A 14,362-nucleotide genomic window follows, 5' to 3' on the forward strand; every position below is an offset into this window, starting at 1 on the left:
GCGTCGTAAATGGGCGTCGGCGAGGCGGCCCCGCCCGTGCCCAGCGGGGCAGCGTGACGCGGTCTGGGCGCAGGAACGCTTTTGCGCGGGTCGTTCATGCGCTGACCAACGACCGCGCCCCCTCCTGGCCACGCCATTGGCGAAGGATCTTTCCCAGGACACACATCCGAGAGGCGACGGATCGCCGCGAAGCCGCGACGTCGCTCCGTCACACGTCGAGCGTGAGCCTCGGTCCGGCGCTCCGCGACACGCACAGCAGCATCGTCCGGTTCTCGGCGTGTTCCTGGTCGGTGAGCAGGTCGTCGTGGTGTTCGGGCGTACCGGCCAGGACCGGCGTCTCACAGGTGCCGCAGGTTCCCTGGCGGCAGCTGCTCAGGGTGCGTACGCCGGCGCGGTCGAGGGCGTCGAGGATGGACTCGTCCGGAGCGACCGCGACGAGGCGGCCGTCGCGTGTCTCGACCTCGAATCCCGCTCTCTCTACGGGAGTTGAGTCCGCGACCGGCGTTCGCGGGGTGAAGCGCTCACTCGTCAGTGTCAGGTTCGGCCGCCCGGCGGTGAAGCGCTCCAGGGCGTCGAGGAGGCGCGGCGGGCCGCAGGCGATCAGGTCTGCGGGTCCGCCGTCGGTGAGCCGGGCAACGAGAGCGTCGAGGTCGACCGGTCCGGTGCGGGCGGCGGGCAGGACGTCCAGCCGGTCCCCGTAGGGGAGGAGTTCGGGCAGGAAGGCCATCGACGACTCGGCGGCACCGAGGTAGGCGAGCCGCCAGTCGGCACCCGCGCGTTCGGCGGCGGCCAGCATCGGCAGGATGGGTGTGATGCCGATGCCGCCCGCCACGAAGAGGGTCCGCCGTCGGCCTGGCCCGTAAGGGAAGGTGTGGTGCGGGCCGCGTACCGCCAGGCGCAGCCCGGGGCGGGCGATGGCGTGCAGGCGCGCGGAGCCGCCCCTGCCGTTCTTCTCGCGCAGGACGGCGATCCGCCACGACCGGGGGTCGGCCGGGTCCGAGCACAGTGAGTAGTGCCGGATCGTGCCGTCGTCCGTGGCCACTTCTATGTGTGCGCCGGGCTCCCAGGGAGGCAGGTCTCCCTCGTCGTCGCGCGCGAGGCTCAAGGAGATGACCCGGTCGGCCACGGCAAAGACACCCATGACGCGCACGTCGAAGAAATCCCGCGTCATGCCGTTCCCTCCAGCGCAGTTCCCTCCGGTGCAGTTCCCTCCGGTGCCAGACCCTCCGCTGCCGGACTCTGCCGCGTCAGACGGGCGTTGACCGCCGTGAGTACGTCGCCGTCGTGCACCAGCTCGACGGCCCGGCGCACCCGCGGGTACAGCACGACGTCGCGGTCGGTGCGGTCGACGGGCCGGCCGTCGGCGGACCTGGCCGCGCGTACGGTCTCCCAGGCGGTCCGGGTGGCGGGGCTGAGGGCGGAGGGGTCGGCGCCGGCCGCCGCGAGCCGCAGGTCGAGCGCCTGGGCGGCCATGAGCAGCTCGATCCCGATGACGTTCTCGATGTTGCGCACGACGGTACGGGCATGGCGGCCGGCGTTGTTGGCCATGCTGACGTGGTCCTCCTGGTTGGCGCTGGTCGGGATGGAGTCCACGCTGTCGGGGTGCGCGAGGGTCTTGCAGTCGGAGACGAGTGCGGCGGCGAGGTACTGCGGGAGCATGTATCCGCAGTCCAGGCCTATGGTCCGGCTTGCGACGAGCATGTCGGGCAGGCCGCGGTTGAGGGTGCCGTCGTCGAGGCGGAAGAGGCGGCGTTCGGCGATGCTGCCGGCCTCGGTCACCACGATCGACACGAAGTCGGCCGCGAAGGCGACGTATTCGGCGTGGAAGTTGCCGCCGGAGACCGCCTTGAGCCGGCGGGTCGCAGGAAGTGCCGGGAAGATCAGCGGGTTGTCGGTGGCGGCGTTGATCTCGTTCTCGATGATGCCGGTGACGAAGCCGAGCGTGTCGAGCACGGCGCCGTGAACCTGGGGCACGCAGCGCAGCGAGTACGCGTCCTGCGGAGGCTGGCGACCGGGGTCGTGGTCGCGGTCTCCGTCCACGAAGGCGCTGCCCGCGAGCAGTTCACGCATGCGGGCGGCGACGGCGATCTGGCCGGCCTGGCCGCGCGCCTGGTGGAGGTCGGCGATGAAGGCGTCCCCGAACCCGTTGAGCGCCTCGGTCGACATGGCGGCGGTGATGTGCGCGTGTTCCAGCAGATTGGCGGCGTCGTGGAGGGCGAGCGCGGTCTGGGCGCAGGAGAACGAGGTGCCGTTCAGCAGGGCGAGACCGTCCTTGGCGCCGAGCGGGATGCGCGGGACGCCGGCGGCGGCCATCGCCTCCTTTCCGCTGACCGCGCGCCCGTCGAGTACGGCCTCTCCGGAGTCACGCTCGTCGTCCTCACCGTCGGCCGGCCGGCACAGCACCAGGGCGATGTGGGCCAAGGGGATCAGATCACCGGACGCGCCGAGCGAGCCGTACTCCGGAACGGCGGGCAGGACATGGCGGTTGAGCATGTCGACGAGCGTCTCGATGACGGCCGCGCCGACGGCCGAGTGGCCCTGGAGGAGGCTGACGATCCGGATCAGCATGGTGGCGCGGACGACTTCGGCGTCGACGTTCGTGCCGACTCCGGAGGCGTTCGAGATCACCAGGCGGCGCGACAGTTCGGCGGCGTCGCGCGGGTCGGTGAACGCCTCGCGCCCCGCGAGGGATCCGAAGCCGGTGTTGACGCTGTAGACGGGCTCGACCGGTTCACCGCGCTCCATCGCGTCGAGTACGCCGCCGAGCCATTCGGCGGACGGTCGGGTGTGCTTCAGGGCTTCGGCGGTGACGCGGACCGGTCGGCCGTGCCGGGCTACGTCGACCAGGTCGCGCAGCGTTACGCGGCTGCCGTCGAGTACGAGGGGGTCCACCACTGCGGTACCGGCGGGAGAGCCCTCGCGTACGAGCGGTTCGGGGAGCGGCAGTTCAGCTGTCACGGGTTACCTCGTCCGGTCGTCTGGCGGATGATTCGGGGGCGAGCGCTGGTGCGGTCGGGGCGGTGGGTGCCCATGTGTGCAGCGAGTCGCCGAGTTCGGCGGCCGACGTCAGCAGCGTCTCGTGGGCCGAGGTGATCCAGTCACGGGTGTCGCAGCGCGCGGCCGGGCCCGCCACGTCGAGCGAGCAGACGGCCTCGCCGTGATGGAAGACCGGCACGGCCACGGAGAGCGAGCCGGGGTGGAGTTCGCCGCGGGAGACGGCCCAACCGTTACGGCGTACGGCCGGCAGTACCGCGCCGAGCTGCTCGCGGGTCGGGGTCGCGTCCGTGTACCGGCCGAGGGGGCCGCCGAGCACCTGGCGGACGACGGCCGCGGGCGCCCAGGCCAGCAGCACGCGCTGCCCCGCACCGGCGTACAACGGCAGCAATTCGTTGATTCCGAAGGTGTACTTGAGTGCTTTATCCGGCTCGACGCGCCGCAGGCACAGCGCCTGGGCGCCGACCCGGATGATCAGCACGGCCGTCTCCCCCACGCGCTCGACGATCCGGCGCAGAACGGCGGTGCCGGTCTCGATGAGATGGGCCTGCACGGAACTGGTGCCCCACAACCCGGCCAGGGCGGGTCCCGCCCGGTACACGCCGTCGTCCTCCTCGGTGTAGCCCTGCTCCCTGAGGATCCGGAAGTAGCGGTAGGTGGTGCTCACCGGAAGGCCTACGCGTGCGGCGGTCGCGGCGACGGTGGTCTCCCCGGTGACCGTGAGGTCGCGGAGCACGGTGAGCCCGCGCTCGAACGACGAGGTCTCCCCCATGGCTTCTCCTGTCCGCACCGACCACCGGGACGCACGGGCCATCCGCCCCTGTCCAAAGGTTCGGTCCGTGCCACCCCGCCCGGCCAGCGCTGTTCTCACTGAGTGAGAACAGCGCTATCACGTGGCGTGCCCCCGTCTCTACCGTGCGGATTCCGGTACACGGCCCGGACGGACGGCCGGCACGGTTCGCATGGGCCCGGCTCGAACGGGGTTCGCCCCGGCCCTGCTCGGCTCGGCCCGGCTCAGCGAGAGGACAGGCCATGACGACGCGCGCCCAGGCACCGCAGATCCGCGTATTCGACGAAGACCCCTACGCCCGCGAGCACTTGGTCGACCCGCATCCGCTGTTCGCGCGGATGCGGGAGGCCGGTCCCGCGGTGTGGCTCGCTCGGCACGGGGTCCATGCCTTCACGCGTTACGAGGTCTGCCGGGAGATCCTGGCCGACCACGCGCTGTTCCTGTCCGGCGCCGGCGTCGGCCCCCGTGATCTGCGGCGCGAGAAGGCCTGGCGTCCCCCCGGCATCCTGGAGACCGACCCGCCGGCGCACACCGTGATGCGCGACGCGATGGCGGACCTCATCTCGCCCCGTTCGGTACGGGCCCTGCGTGCCGGATTCGAGGCGTTCGCGGAGGAGTTGGCCGACGCGGTCGCCGCCCGCGGCCGCTTCGACGCTGTCACCGATGTCGCCGAGGTCTTCCCGCTACGGGTCTTCGGTGACGCCGTCGGCGTCCCCCGGGCCGGCCGCAGTGAGAACCTTCTGGCTCACGGCGCGATGAACTTCAGCGCGTTCGGCCCGGACAACGAACTCCACCGCAGTTACTTCGCCGCCGGTGAGGCGACCCACGCGTGGGTGATGCGCAACTGTGCCCGCGAGTCCCTGTCCGACGACGGGCTCGGCGCCCGTATCTGGGAGCAGGCCGAGGAGGGGCGCCTGAGCGACGAGCAGGCGACGCTTCTGGTGCGCGCGATGCTGTCGGCCGGTCTCGACACCACGGTGATTGCCATCGGGAACCTGCTGCGCGCCCTGGCCCACGACCCCGGGCAGTGGGCCCTGCTGCGCGAGGATCCGGCGAACATCCGGTTCGCCGTGGACGAGTCGTTCCGCCACGAGTCGCCCTTCCAGTCCTTCTACCGGACGGCCGCACGCGACGCCCTGCCGGGCGGGGTCCCGGTGCCGGCCGGGGCGAAGGTCCTGCTGTTCGTCGGCGCGGCCAACCGCGACCCGCGGCAATGGGGGCCCGACCCCGACGCGTTCCGGGTCACGCGGGCGGCGAGTGGTCATCTGGCGTTCGGGATGGGGATCCACCAGTGCGTGGGCCAGCCGATCTCCCGGCTCGAGACGGAGGTCCTCCTCACCGCGCTGGTCCGCCGCATCGAACGCCTGGAACCCGCCGGTCCGGAGACCCCGTTCGTGCACAACACGCTGCGCGGCTGGTCCTCGGTCCCGGTGCGCGCGGTGGCCGGCTGAGCCTGCGGAGCTCCGGCCGCCGCGCGCATCCGAGGCCCAGGGTCAGTCCTTCGTCAGCCTCATGGGAATCGCCTTCAGGCCTCCCACGATGAAGCCGCCGGCCGGTTCCAACGACTCGGCGGGCAGGGCGAGTTCCAGGTCGGGGAAGCGGTCGAAGAGGGCCGGGAGGGCGATCGCGGCTTCCATACGGGCCAGGGGTGCGCCCAGGCAGCGGTGGACTCCGTGGCCGAAGCTGAGGTGTTCGGCGCTCGGGCGGCGTGCGTCGTACTGGTCGGCGGTGTCCCCGTGCTGCCGCGGATCGCGCCCGGTGGCCGCGAACGACGCCAGAATCGCCTCGCCCTTGCGGATGGTGGGCCCGTCCGGGATCTCGATGTCCTCGACGGCGAACCGGAGCGGAAGGTTGACGACGCCGGGGGCCCAGCGGAGGGTCTCCTCGATCACGTCGTTCCAGGAGAGCTTGCCCGCACGGACCAGTTCGAGCTGCTCCGGGTGCGTCAGCAGGGCGTGAACGGCGTTGCCAATGAGGTTGACCGTGGTCTCGTGGCCGGCGACGAGGACGAGCAGGAGCGTGTCGATCAGCTCCTGCTCGGTCATCCGTTGGCCCTCCTCGTCCCGCGCGGCGACCAGCACACTGGTCAGGTCCGACGCGGGTTCCTCGCGCTTCAGCGCGGCCAGCCCCTTCAGCAGCGCCTGGATCTCGACGAACGCGGCGCCCGCCTCCTGCGGGTCGACGGAGGTCATGATGATCTCGGAAAGCCGGGCCAGTTCGGCGCGGGTGTCACCCTCGGGGATACCGAACAGCTCGCAGATGACCTGCATCGGCAGCCGGTGCGTGAAGCCCTCGCGGAGGTCGACCACGGATCCCCGGGGCGCCGTGGCGAGTTCGTCCAGGAGGGCGGCGGCGATGCGCTCGACCGAGGGCAGCATGGCGTCGGTGCGGCGGGCCGTGAACGCCGGTGCGATGAGCTTGCGCAGCCGTCGGTGGTCGCTCCCGTACGCGGTGAACATGTTGTTCACGCCGACCCAGGTGGCCAGCCAGGACTCGTGGTACTCGCCGCGCTGCCACGCGGGCCAGTGCAGGTTCGGGTCCTTGGACACGCGTGGGTCGGTCAGCAGGTCCTTGAGCAGGCTGTGGCTGGTGATGGCCCATGCCTCGGGACCGTCGGGGAGCTGGACGAGCGTCGCCGGGCCCGAGGCGCGCAGCCGCGCGGCCTCGGCGTGGACGTCCGCACCGGCCGGGTCGATTGCGACGGGTTGCGGTCCCATGAAGTGGCTCCTGCCTGGTCGGGATCTTGGGGCCGGAGGATGACACGCCCCGCGGCGCGAGAGCCCTGAGGAACCTACCCAAGATCATTACGACTGTCCGGCAGGGATGGCCGGTTGGATGCGGCCGGGCCAGGGTTGCCGGTCGCTCGACAGCGGTTCTGGCCGGGCGGGCGCGCGGGGCACCCCTCAGTGGACCGGTCCTCGACGGGTCCCGTCTTGGCCGAAAGTCAGCCACTCGACGGACGGTCAACAACCGTATGTAGACGGCCGAGTTGGCGCGGTGAGCAGACCGGAGACACCTGCCCGCAGGCGCCTCACGGTACTCCCGCCCCGCTCCTGGCACGCCGTCCCGCGCGAAACTCCAGGCTCAGCTCTGCTCGGTCGGCAGCTCGAGGCGCGTCAGGTGCTCGGGCGTGAGGGCGTGCAGGAAGCTCTCGGCGTCGAACACTTCGCCGACCGCGACCACGCCGGTCACCACGCGGTCACCTTGGAGAATGCGCGCGAGGGCCTCGACGACGAGCGGCGCCGTGACGGCATAGATGTCACGACCTCCCGCCACCGCGCGGCGCGTCTCGTGGCCGCGGGTCACCACGGCCTCCACGAGGAAGGACTGCGCGGAGCGGCCGTCGGCGTCGGCGGGTACGGGCTCGGGGGTGTCCTCCGCGCGGATGTCGCGCAGCGGCGCGAGGTTCATCACCGCGCGCACCTCGGGGGTGCGCACGTGGCGCGGAAGCGTGACCTGGTCGGCCGTCGCGAACACGACGGTGTCCTGCTTGCCGAGCGGCTCCGGGAAGGTCCACGGGGAGACGTCCTGCGCATACGAGAAAGGGCTCAACTTGCCTGCGGTGTAGGTGAGATGGCGCCCGGCGTTGCTCTCGCCGGTGCGGCGGGTGCCCTGGGTCGGGTGCCAGCTGTCGAGGCCGTACGCGAGTGTGATCTCGTCCGCGTCCGGCCAGTCGCCGAGAGCGGCGGTGGCGAGGAGGTCACCCAGCCCGCCGTAGAACGCCAGGGACGGAACGACGGCGATGCCGGCCTCCCTGGCACGGTCGCCGTAAGTGTCGAACAGGGCGGCGGTGACGGCCTGTTCGGCCCCGACGTCCAGGTAGGGGATGCCCGCGCGGAGCGCCGCGTCCACCAGGGGGCGGGCCGTGTCGAGGAACGGTCCGGCGGCGTTGATGACCGCCGCCGCTCCTTCGAGGGCCCGGTCGAGGGAGGCCGCGTCGTCGGGGAGCGCCTGACGCACGGGCGCGCCGGGAGCGAGGTCGCGCACCGCGTCGAGCTTGCCCGCGTCCCGTCCGACGAGCACCGGCGTCGCTCCCCGTCTCAGCAGCTCCGCCACGACGAAGCGGCCGGTGTGACCGTAGGCGCCGAAAACGACGACCGGCCGCCCGTCGAGCGACCCGGCGGTGCGGTGCGCGGCAGGTCCCGAGAGGGTGTTGCTCATCGTTGGCTCCAGTGTCCGAAGGGCGGTGGTGTGCGGTTCGACAGCAATGATCCGGGCGCGGGACCCGCCCAACCAGTGGCAGGAATGACGAGGGTCGTACAGTTTCGGACATGCATACCGCCGCGCCTTCCGTTGCACGTTCCGCTGCGCATTCGGTTGCGATGGCGCTTCCCGAAGGCACGATGCTTTTCGAGGCCGCGGCGGCGCTCGAAGTCTTCGGCTCCGACCATTCCGACCTGGCCGCGCCTTGGTACTCGTTCACCACCTGCGGACCCGCCGGGTCCCGCGTCGGCGACTGGCTACGGGCCGACACCAGCCACGGACTCGAGGCCGTCGCCGATGCGCAGACGGTGATCATCCCGGCGTGGCGCGACGTCGAGCAGGAGCCTCCGCAGGAACTGCTCGACGCCCTCCGCACCGCCCACGCTGCAGGCGCCAGGATCGCCTCGCTGTGCACCGGCGCCTTCGTCCTGGCCGCGGCCGGACTCCTCGACGGCCGCCGCGCCACCACTCACTGGGCCCACGCGGAAAGGCTGGCGGCGCGGTACCCGGGCGTCAGGGTCGACGCCGAGGTGCTGTTCACCGACGAGGGCGGCGTCCTCACGTCCGCCGGCAAGGCGGCCGGGATGGATCTGTGCCTCCACGTCGTGCGCACGGACCACGGGGCGACGGTCGCCAACGCCCTGGCGCGGCACCTCGTGACGCCGCCCCATCGGGACGGCGGCCAGGCGCAGTTCATCCCGGCGCCGGTGACGCACGGGCGCGACCATCCGCTCGCCGATCTGCTCCCCTGGGTGCTGGCCCGGATCGACCAGCCGCTCACGGTCGAGGACATGGCCCGCCAGGCGGGCATGAGCAGCCGCAATCTGGTGCGGCACTTCCATGCCGTCACGGGGACGGCACCCCTGAGGTGGCTGCTGAGCCAGCGCGTGCGGGAGGCTCAGGAGCTGCTGGAGTCGAGCGACGACACCGTCGAGCGGATCGCGGCACGGACGGGCATGGGGACCTCGGCCACGCTCCGGCGACACTTCACCCGCGTCACAGGCCTGCCGCCAGAGGCCTACCGGAGGACGTTCGGCGGCCGGTGACACGGGCCGCACCCCGCGCGATGCGCACCCCAGGATCACCGAACCCTCACCCTGAAGCTGAGGTCGAGGTGCCACTCGATGAGACCACGCCTGGGACCGCGCGTGGGACGACGGGACCACGCCTGGGTGCCGCCCGGGATCCGCCTGGTACCGACAGTCCCAGGAAGACGGGACTCCTGGCTGATCGCAGCGCGGGGCCGCACGCTGGCGGCATGACGACAACACTCATCACCGGAGCGAACAAGGGTCTCGGCTTTGAAACCGCCCGTAGACTCATCGCCGCAGGCCACACCGTCTACGTGGGCAGCCGAGACGCCGAGCGCGGGCGCCGCGCCGCCGAGCAGCTCGGCGCACGCCGGGTCCAGCTCGACGTCACGGACGACGCGTCCGTCAACGCCGCCGCGAAGACGATCGAGGCCGACGGCGGCCTGGACGTGCTGATCAACAACGCCGGCATCGAGGGCCGGACCCCGGACGGAGGCGTGATCGGCGCCGCGGACGTGACCGCCGACGAGATGCGGTCGACCTTCGAGACGAACGTCTTCGGCGTCGTACGCGTGACCCACGCGTTCCTGCCCCTGCTGCGGAAGTCCGACGCGCCGGTCGTGGTCAACCTGAGCAGCGGCCTGGCCTCGCTGGCCCGGGTCGCCGACGCGGGTACGCCGACTCACGCGTATCCCGGAGTCGCCTACCCGGCGTCGAAGGCCGCGGTCAACATGATCACCGTGCAGTACGCGAAGGCGTTCCCCGGCATGCGGATCAACGCGGTGGAGCCCGGCTACACCGCGACGGACCTGAACGGGCACACGGGCATCCAGACCGTCGAGGAAGGTGCCGAGATCATCGTGCGCATGGCCCAGCTGGGCCCCGACGGCCCGACCGGTACATACGTCGACGCCGAGGGCCCGCTCCCCTGGTGACGGCGGGGGCCGCTCGACGGAGACGCCCCCGGCTCCCCTCCTCACACCATCCCGTCCGCCATGGCCCGCGTGACGTCACGCCCACCGCGTACACGTCGCGCGAGGTTGGCGGCAGCGTCGGGCCACCCGGCGTGGTCGAAGGAGAAGCCCGCGTCGAGCAGCCGGCCCGGGACGACGCGGCGGCTCTTCAGAAGGAGTTCGGTGTCCGAGCGGAGCGCGAACGCGCCGAGTTCGGCCATCCGCTTCGTCGCGGGAAGGCCCACCGGGACGCCCCATGCCGCGCGTAGCGCACGCATGAAATCACGCTGCGGCAGCGGCTCGGGGGCGGCGAGGTTCACGGGCCCGTCCAGGTCGTCGCGTTCGATCAGGAACCGGACCGCTCGGGCGAAGTCACGGTCGTAGATCCAGGACACGTACTGGCCACCGCCCGCGACCGGACCGCCGAGGCCGAGTCTGGCCAGGCGCAGGAGGACGTCGAAGACGCCGCCGCGGTCAGGGCTCATGACCATCGCGGCGCGCAGGGCGACCTTGCGGGTGTGCGGGGTGGCGGCCCGCTCCTGCGCCCGCTCCCACGCCTTGGCGATCTCGACGCTGTAACCCCAGTAGCCCGGGACGCCGGCCTCGTCGCCGCCGAGTACGCCCGTCGTCTCGTCGTTCGGTGCGGCGAAGCTGTGGGCGTAGATGGTGGCCGTACTCATCTGCAGCCACGCCCTCGGAGGTCGCGCGGCGGCGGCGACGGCCTCGCCGACGACCTCGGCGGAGCGCACGCGCGAATCCATCATGGCCCGAAGGTTGGCCTGCGTGTAGCGGCAATTCACGCTGCGTCCGGCGAGGTTGATCACGACGTCGCTGCCGTCGACGACCTCGACCCACGGGCCCAGGGTCTCGCCGTCCCAGCGGACTTCGCCGTCGTGCACGGGCCGCCGTGTGAGGACGACGACTTCGTGTCCCGCTTCGGCCAGTTCACGCTTCAGGATCGTCCCTACCTGCCCGGTGCCGCCGGGTATCACGATCTTCATGGAGCCCCCTCATCGTGTCGGCACCACCTTAGCGCAGTTATTTGAACACGTTCAAATAGAGAGGCGCCCAGGAGGGCCGGCCGCGCGAGACGGTCCTCAGGCCCGGTCGCGGACGTGCAGGCCGAGTCCGCTCGTACCCGGTGCCTCGACCCCCGGCAGGAGCCGCATGTCGTGGTCGTAGTCGCCGCCCGTGAGGGGGCGGAAGGGGACGGGCGTGGCCGTGAAGAGTGTGTCGAGCCGTCGCGCGTACTCCGCCCGCGCGGCGGCGAAGCGGTCGTCGGGCAGTTCGTTCGAGCGGTACACCGCGAACGGCTCCAACGGGTTCATGCCGGTGAACCAGAACAGGCCGTGCTGAATGGGGTGCAGGACGTCCGCGAGGCTTCCGTGGATACCACGGTCGGAGAACGCCGACTCCCGTGCGCCGACGGTCACCGACACGAGCGCCCGCCTGCCCGGCAGGGAACTTTCCCCGTACGGCGGCGGGACCGCAGGGCCGTACGCGAAACCGCTCGTGAAGACCCGGTCGATCCAGCCCTTGAGGATCGCGGGCGCCGAGAACCACCACATCGGGAACTGCAGGACCACCGCGTCCGACCAGCGCACCTTCTCCTGCTCCGCCGCAATGTCGGGCGACAGACCGCCCGAGAGCGTCGCCCGCTCGGAGTCGGCCATCACGTGCAGCCGGCCCGCTCCGGTGTGCTCGGGGAAGTCGTCGGCGTCCACCGTCGCCTTCCACTTCATCGCGTAGAGGTCGGACACCTTCACCTCATGTCCTGCCGTGCGCAGGTGCTCGACCGCGAAGTCGGTCAACGCGGAGTTGAGCGAACGGGGTTCCGGGTGGGCGCTGACCACGAGGATCTTCTTGGGCTGCTGAGACGTCGTGTCGTTCATGCCACCACGTTCGCCCAGGCGCGTCCGGGCAGCCAGCACCCTGATCAACGGCGGAACGCCCGTCCTGGTACTGCGAGGGCCACGCATACTTGGGCCCATGGACGGCGTGAACCACATCGGGGAAACAGACGCGGGCACCGCCCTCACCACCGGCGGCTCGCAGCATGGCCTCGGCGACTTTCTCCGCGCCCGCCGCGCGCGCGTCAAACCGGAGCACGTCGGGCTCTCCGGCGGCCGTCGCCGACGGGTACGCGGACTGCGCCGCGAGGAGCTGGCACAGCTCGCCGGGATCAGCGTGGACTACTACGTACGCCTGGAACAGGGCCGCGCCACCCAGCCGTCCGCCGAGGTCGTCGACGCGCTCGCCGGGGCGCTCGGCCTCGACACGGCGGAGCGCGGGCATCTCGCCACCCTGGCAGGCGCCCGGCAGGGCCCCGCGCCCGAGGCCCGGGTCAGCCCGATGCTGCGGCGGCTCCTCGACTCCATGGCCGGCTTCCCGGCCTTCGCCACGAACCATCGCCTGGACGTGGTGGCGTGGAACGCCCTCGGCGCCGAGCTGATCGGCGGCCTCGGCGAGCCGGCCCGCCGCGACCGGAACAACGCGCGGTACCTGTTCCTCGACCCCGCTTCCCGCGTCGTCCACCCGGAGTGGGAGGACCGGGCGGCGGAGGCCGTGGGCCAGCTCCGGGTCTGGTCGGGGCGCTACCCCGACGACACGGATCTGGCCGCGCTCATCGCCGAACTCACCGCGCTCAGCCAGGAGTTCAGGCGTATCTGGGACAGCGGCGAGGTCGTGATGTGCGCGGCGGGGCGCAAGCGCCTGAGGCACCCGGTGGCCGGGCTGCTCACGCTGGACTTCGAGACGCTGCACGTGCCGGCCGCGCCCGGCGAGACGGGTCTGGTCGTGCACGTCTTCAGCGCCGAGGACGGCAGCGAGGAGGCCGCGGCTCTCGCGCGGCTGACCGAAACCGTTACAGTGGCACACAGGCCGTGACTGGCGCTGGGGTGGAGAACCACCGGGGAGCGGCCTGACCAAAGGGTCGATGTATGCCGTGCGCCTGGGCGAATGGTCAATGACGCCTGGGAGGCGACCATGTCCCCGACACAGACAGCCCACCACATGGACGGCACCGGCACCGCTCGGCGCCTCGTCGAGGAGTCCGCGGGCAGAGCGGCGGAGCTGGTGAGGCGCACGGGCTCGGCGCCCTGCCTCGCGACCGTACTGGTGGGCGAGGATCCCGCCTCCGTCACGTACGTCCGCATGAAGCAGGCCCGCTGCGCCAAGGCCGGTATCGAGTCGCGGCGCGTCCAGCTCCCCGCCGAAACGACGACCGCGGAGCTGGTCGCCACTCTCCGCACCCTGTCGCAGGACGCGTCGGTGCACGGAATCCTGCTCCAGCACCCCGTGGGCCCGCACATCGACGAACGCGCGGCGTTCGAGGCCATCGCCCCGGAGAAGGACGTCGACGGAGTCACCATGACCTCGTTCGGCGCGATGGCCTTCGGGCTGCCCGGGTTCGTCTCCTGCACACCGGGCGGCATCATGCGGCTCCTCGACGAGTACGACGTCGATGTCGCGGGGCGGCATGCCGTCGTCGTGGGCCGGAGCGCGATCCTCGGCAAGCCGGCCGGGATGCTGCTGCTCGCCCGGGACGCCACGGTGACGTACTGCCACTCGCGGACTGCCGACCTGAGCGCGTTCGTGCGGGAGGCGGACATCGTGGTGGCGGCCGTGGGCAGGCCCCGGCTCATCCGCGGCGAGGACATCAAGCCCGGCGCTGTCGTCATCGACGCCGGCTACAACGCGGGCAACGTCGGCGATGTCGACTTCGACACCGCGGCCGAGCGGGCCCGCCTGATCACCCCCGTCCCCGGCGGGGTGGGCCCCATGACCATCGCCGTCCTCCTGGCCCAGACGGTCACCGCGGCGTACCACCAGCTCGGCGTGGACCTCGATCGCGCGCTCGGCTGACAGGACCGCGTCGATCGCGCATCCGGGATCCCTGGTCGGTGGCGGCGTCGAGAAGTCCGGCGGCCGCCACCTCGAGGGCGGCGCGCGGCAGCGGTGCGCACTCCAGCGGTGCGCACACCTCGAAGCCGAGGTGCCGTACTGCCGTCTCGCCCGACGGCAGCATCTGGAGATACTCGGGCCCGTCGGGTTCCTCGCGGCCCATGAGGAACCCGACGGTCAGCAGTGTGCCGACGGCGATCCGCGCGGATCCGGCCTGCGGTTCACGGTCGATCAGCGTGAATTCCCGCTCGTACGGGCCCGTCGGCGGCGCCTCCAGGAGCCACCGGGCGAACTCGGCGGCGCGCGGCGCGCCTTGGCCCAATAGCAGGCGCCCAAGGAAGTACCCGTCGAACCACCAGCCGCCGTTCCCATCCACGCCGAGGGCGATCCACAGGTCCTCCTCGGGCCGACCCGGGTAGTGGCACCCACGCCATGGAAGGCGAAAGAGCGGACCGGTCCCGGGACGCTCACCTCCGTACACCATGCAG

At 71.7% G+C, this 14,362-nt stretch carries 13 protein-coding genes and 1 riboswitch; of the genes, 5 read left to right on the forward strand and 8 right to left on the reverse strand.

Annotated elements, in window-relative coordinates:
* Positions 1–208: 208 nt before the first annotated feature.
* The 3 genes from OG698_RS04255 to OG698_RS04265 are packed head-to-tail and all read right to left on the reverse strand — an operon-like array spanning position 209 to position 3,766.
* Complete coding sequence (locus OG698_RS04255) at positions 209–1,171, reverse strand: PDR/VanB family oxidoreductase (RefSeq protein WP_406101493.1); 963 nt, start codon at positions 1,169–1,171, stop codon at positions 209–211.
* Positions 1,168–2,958: a histidine ammonia-lyase gene (gene hutH, locus OG698_RS04260; protein WP_406101495.1), complete on the reverse strand. Its 1,791-nt coding sequence runs from the start codon at positions 2,956–2,958 to the stop codon at positions 1,168–1,170. The genes OG698_RS04255 and hutH overlap by 4 nt, the downstream gene beginning before the upstream one ends.
* The gene (locus OG698_RS04265; RefSeq protein WP_406101496.1) at positions 2,948–3,766 is read right to left on the reverse strand and encodes an IclR family transcriptional regulator; all 819 of its coding nucleotides are present in this window, start codon (positions 3,764–3,766) and stop codon (positions 2,948–2,950) included. Before OG698_RS04265 ends, hutH begins: the two co-directional genes overlap by 11 nt.
* A 260-nt stretch (positions 3,767–4,026) precedes the next feature.
* Here OG698_RS04265 and OG698_RS04270 point away from each other — a divergent pair, with 260 nt between their 5' ends.
* Positions 4,027–5,235 (forward strand): cytochrome P450, encoded by a 1,209-nt coding sequence (locus OG698_RS04270; protein ID WP_406101497.1) that lies wholly within the window; start codon positions 4,027–4,029, stop codon positions 5,233–5,235.
* Between the two features lie 42 nt (positions 5,236–5,277).
* Here OG698_RS04270 and OG698_RS04275 read toward each other — a convergent pair whose 3' ends face one another.
* Both OG698_RS04275 and OG698_RS04280 read right to left on the reverse strand, forming a co-directional pair.
* Positions 5,278–6,501 carry a cytochrome P450 gene (locus OG698_RS04275; RefSeq protein ID WP_406101498.1) on the reverse strand — a complete coding sequence of 408 codons (1,224 nt, stop codon included), beginning with the start codon at positions 6,499–6,501 and terminating at the stop codon, positions 5,278–5,280.
* A 367-nt stretch (positions 6,502–6,868) separates the two neighbouring features.
* Positions 6,869–7,945 carry a saccharopine dehydrogenase family protein gene (locus OG698_RS04280; protein ID WP_406101499.1) on the reverse strand — a complete coding sequence of 359 codons (1,077 nt, stop codon included), beginning with the start codon at positions 7,943–7,945 and terminating at the stop codon, positions 6,869–6,871.
* A 161-nt stretch (positions 7,946–8,106) separates the two neighbouring features.
* Here OG698_RS04280 and OG698_RS04285 point away from each other — a divergent pair, with 161 nt between their 5' ends.
* Together OG698_RS04285 and OG698_RS04290 are read left to right on the forward strand one after the other, a co-directional pair.
* Positions 8,107–9,033, forward strand: coding sequence for a helix-turn-helix domain-containing protein (locus OG698_RS04285; RefSeq protein WP_406101500.1), 927 nt, complete (start codon positions 8,107–8,109; stop codon positions 9,031–9,033).
* 212 nt (positions 9,034–9,245) lie between these two features.
* Positions 9,246–9,953, forward strand: coding sequence for an SDR family oxidoreductase (locus tag OG698_RS04290; RefSeq protein ID WP_406101501.1), 708 nt, complete (start codon positions 9,246–9,248; stop codon positions 9,951–9,953).
* A gap of 41 nt (positions 9,954–9,994) precedes the next feature.
* Here the strand turns inward: OG698_RS04290 and OG698_RS04295 are convergent, their stop codons facing one another.
* Complete coding sequence (locus tag OG698_RS04295; RefSeq protein ID WP_406101502.1) at positions 9,995–10,972, reverse strand: DUF1731 domain-containing protein; 978 nt, start codon at positions 10,970–10,972, stop codon at positions 9,995–9,997.
* 96 nt (positions 10,973–11,068) lie between these two features.
* Positions 11,069–11,863 (reverse strand): NAD(P)H-dependent oxidoreductase, encoded by a 795-nt coding sequence (locus OG698_RS04300; protein WP_406101503.1) that lies wholly within the window; start codon positions 11,861–11,863, stop codon positions 11,069–11,071.
* 97 nt (positions 11,864–11,960) lie between these two features.
* On the opposite strand from OG698_RS04300, the gene OG698_RS04305 reads away from it, so the two are divergent.
* Complete coding sequence (locus tag OG698_RS04305; RefSeq protein ID WP_406101505.1) at positions 11,961–12,857, forward strand: helix-turn-helix domain-containing protein; 897 nt, start codon at positions 11,961–11,963, stop codon at positions 12,855–12,857.
* Positions 12,844–12,934: riboswitch (ZMP/ZTP riboswitch) on the forward strand. It overlaps the preceding gene by 14 nt.
* Positions 12,935–12,956: 22 nt before the next feature.
* Complete coding sequence (locus tag OG698_RS04310; protein WP_406101506.1) at positions 12,957–13,835, forward strand: bifunctional 5,10-methylenetetrahydrofolate dehydrogenase/5,10-methenyltetrahydrofolate cyclohydrolase; 879 nt, start codon at positions 12,957–12,959, stop codon at positions 13,833–13,835.
* Here OG698_RS04310 and OG698_RS04315 read toward each other — a convergent pair.
* Complete coding sequence (locus OG698_RS04315) at positions 13,783–14,358, reverse strand: hypothetical protein (RefSeq protein WP_406101507.1); 576 nt, start codon at positions 14,356–14,358, stop codon at positions 13,783–13,785. The genes OG698_RS04310 and OG698_RS04315 overlap by 53 nt on opposite strands.
* Positions 14,359–14,362: the final 4 nt, after the last annotated feature.

Source organism: Streptomyces sp. NBC_01003 (assembly GCF_045162695.1).
Classification (GTDB): domain Bacteria; phylum Actinomycetota; class Actinomycetes; order Streptomycetales; family Streptomycetaceae; genus Streptomyces.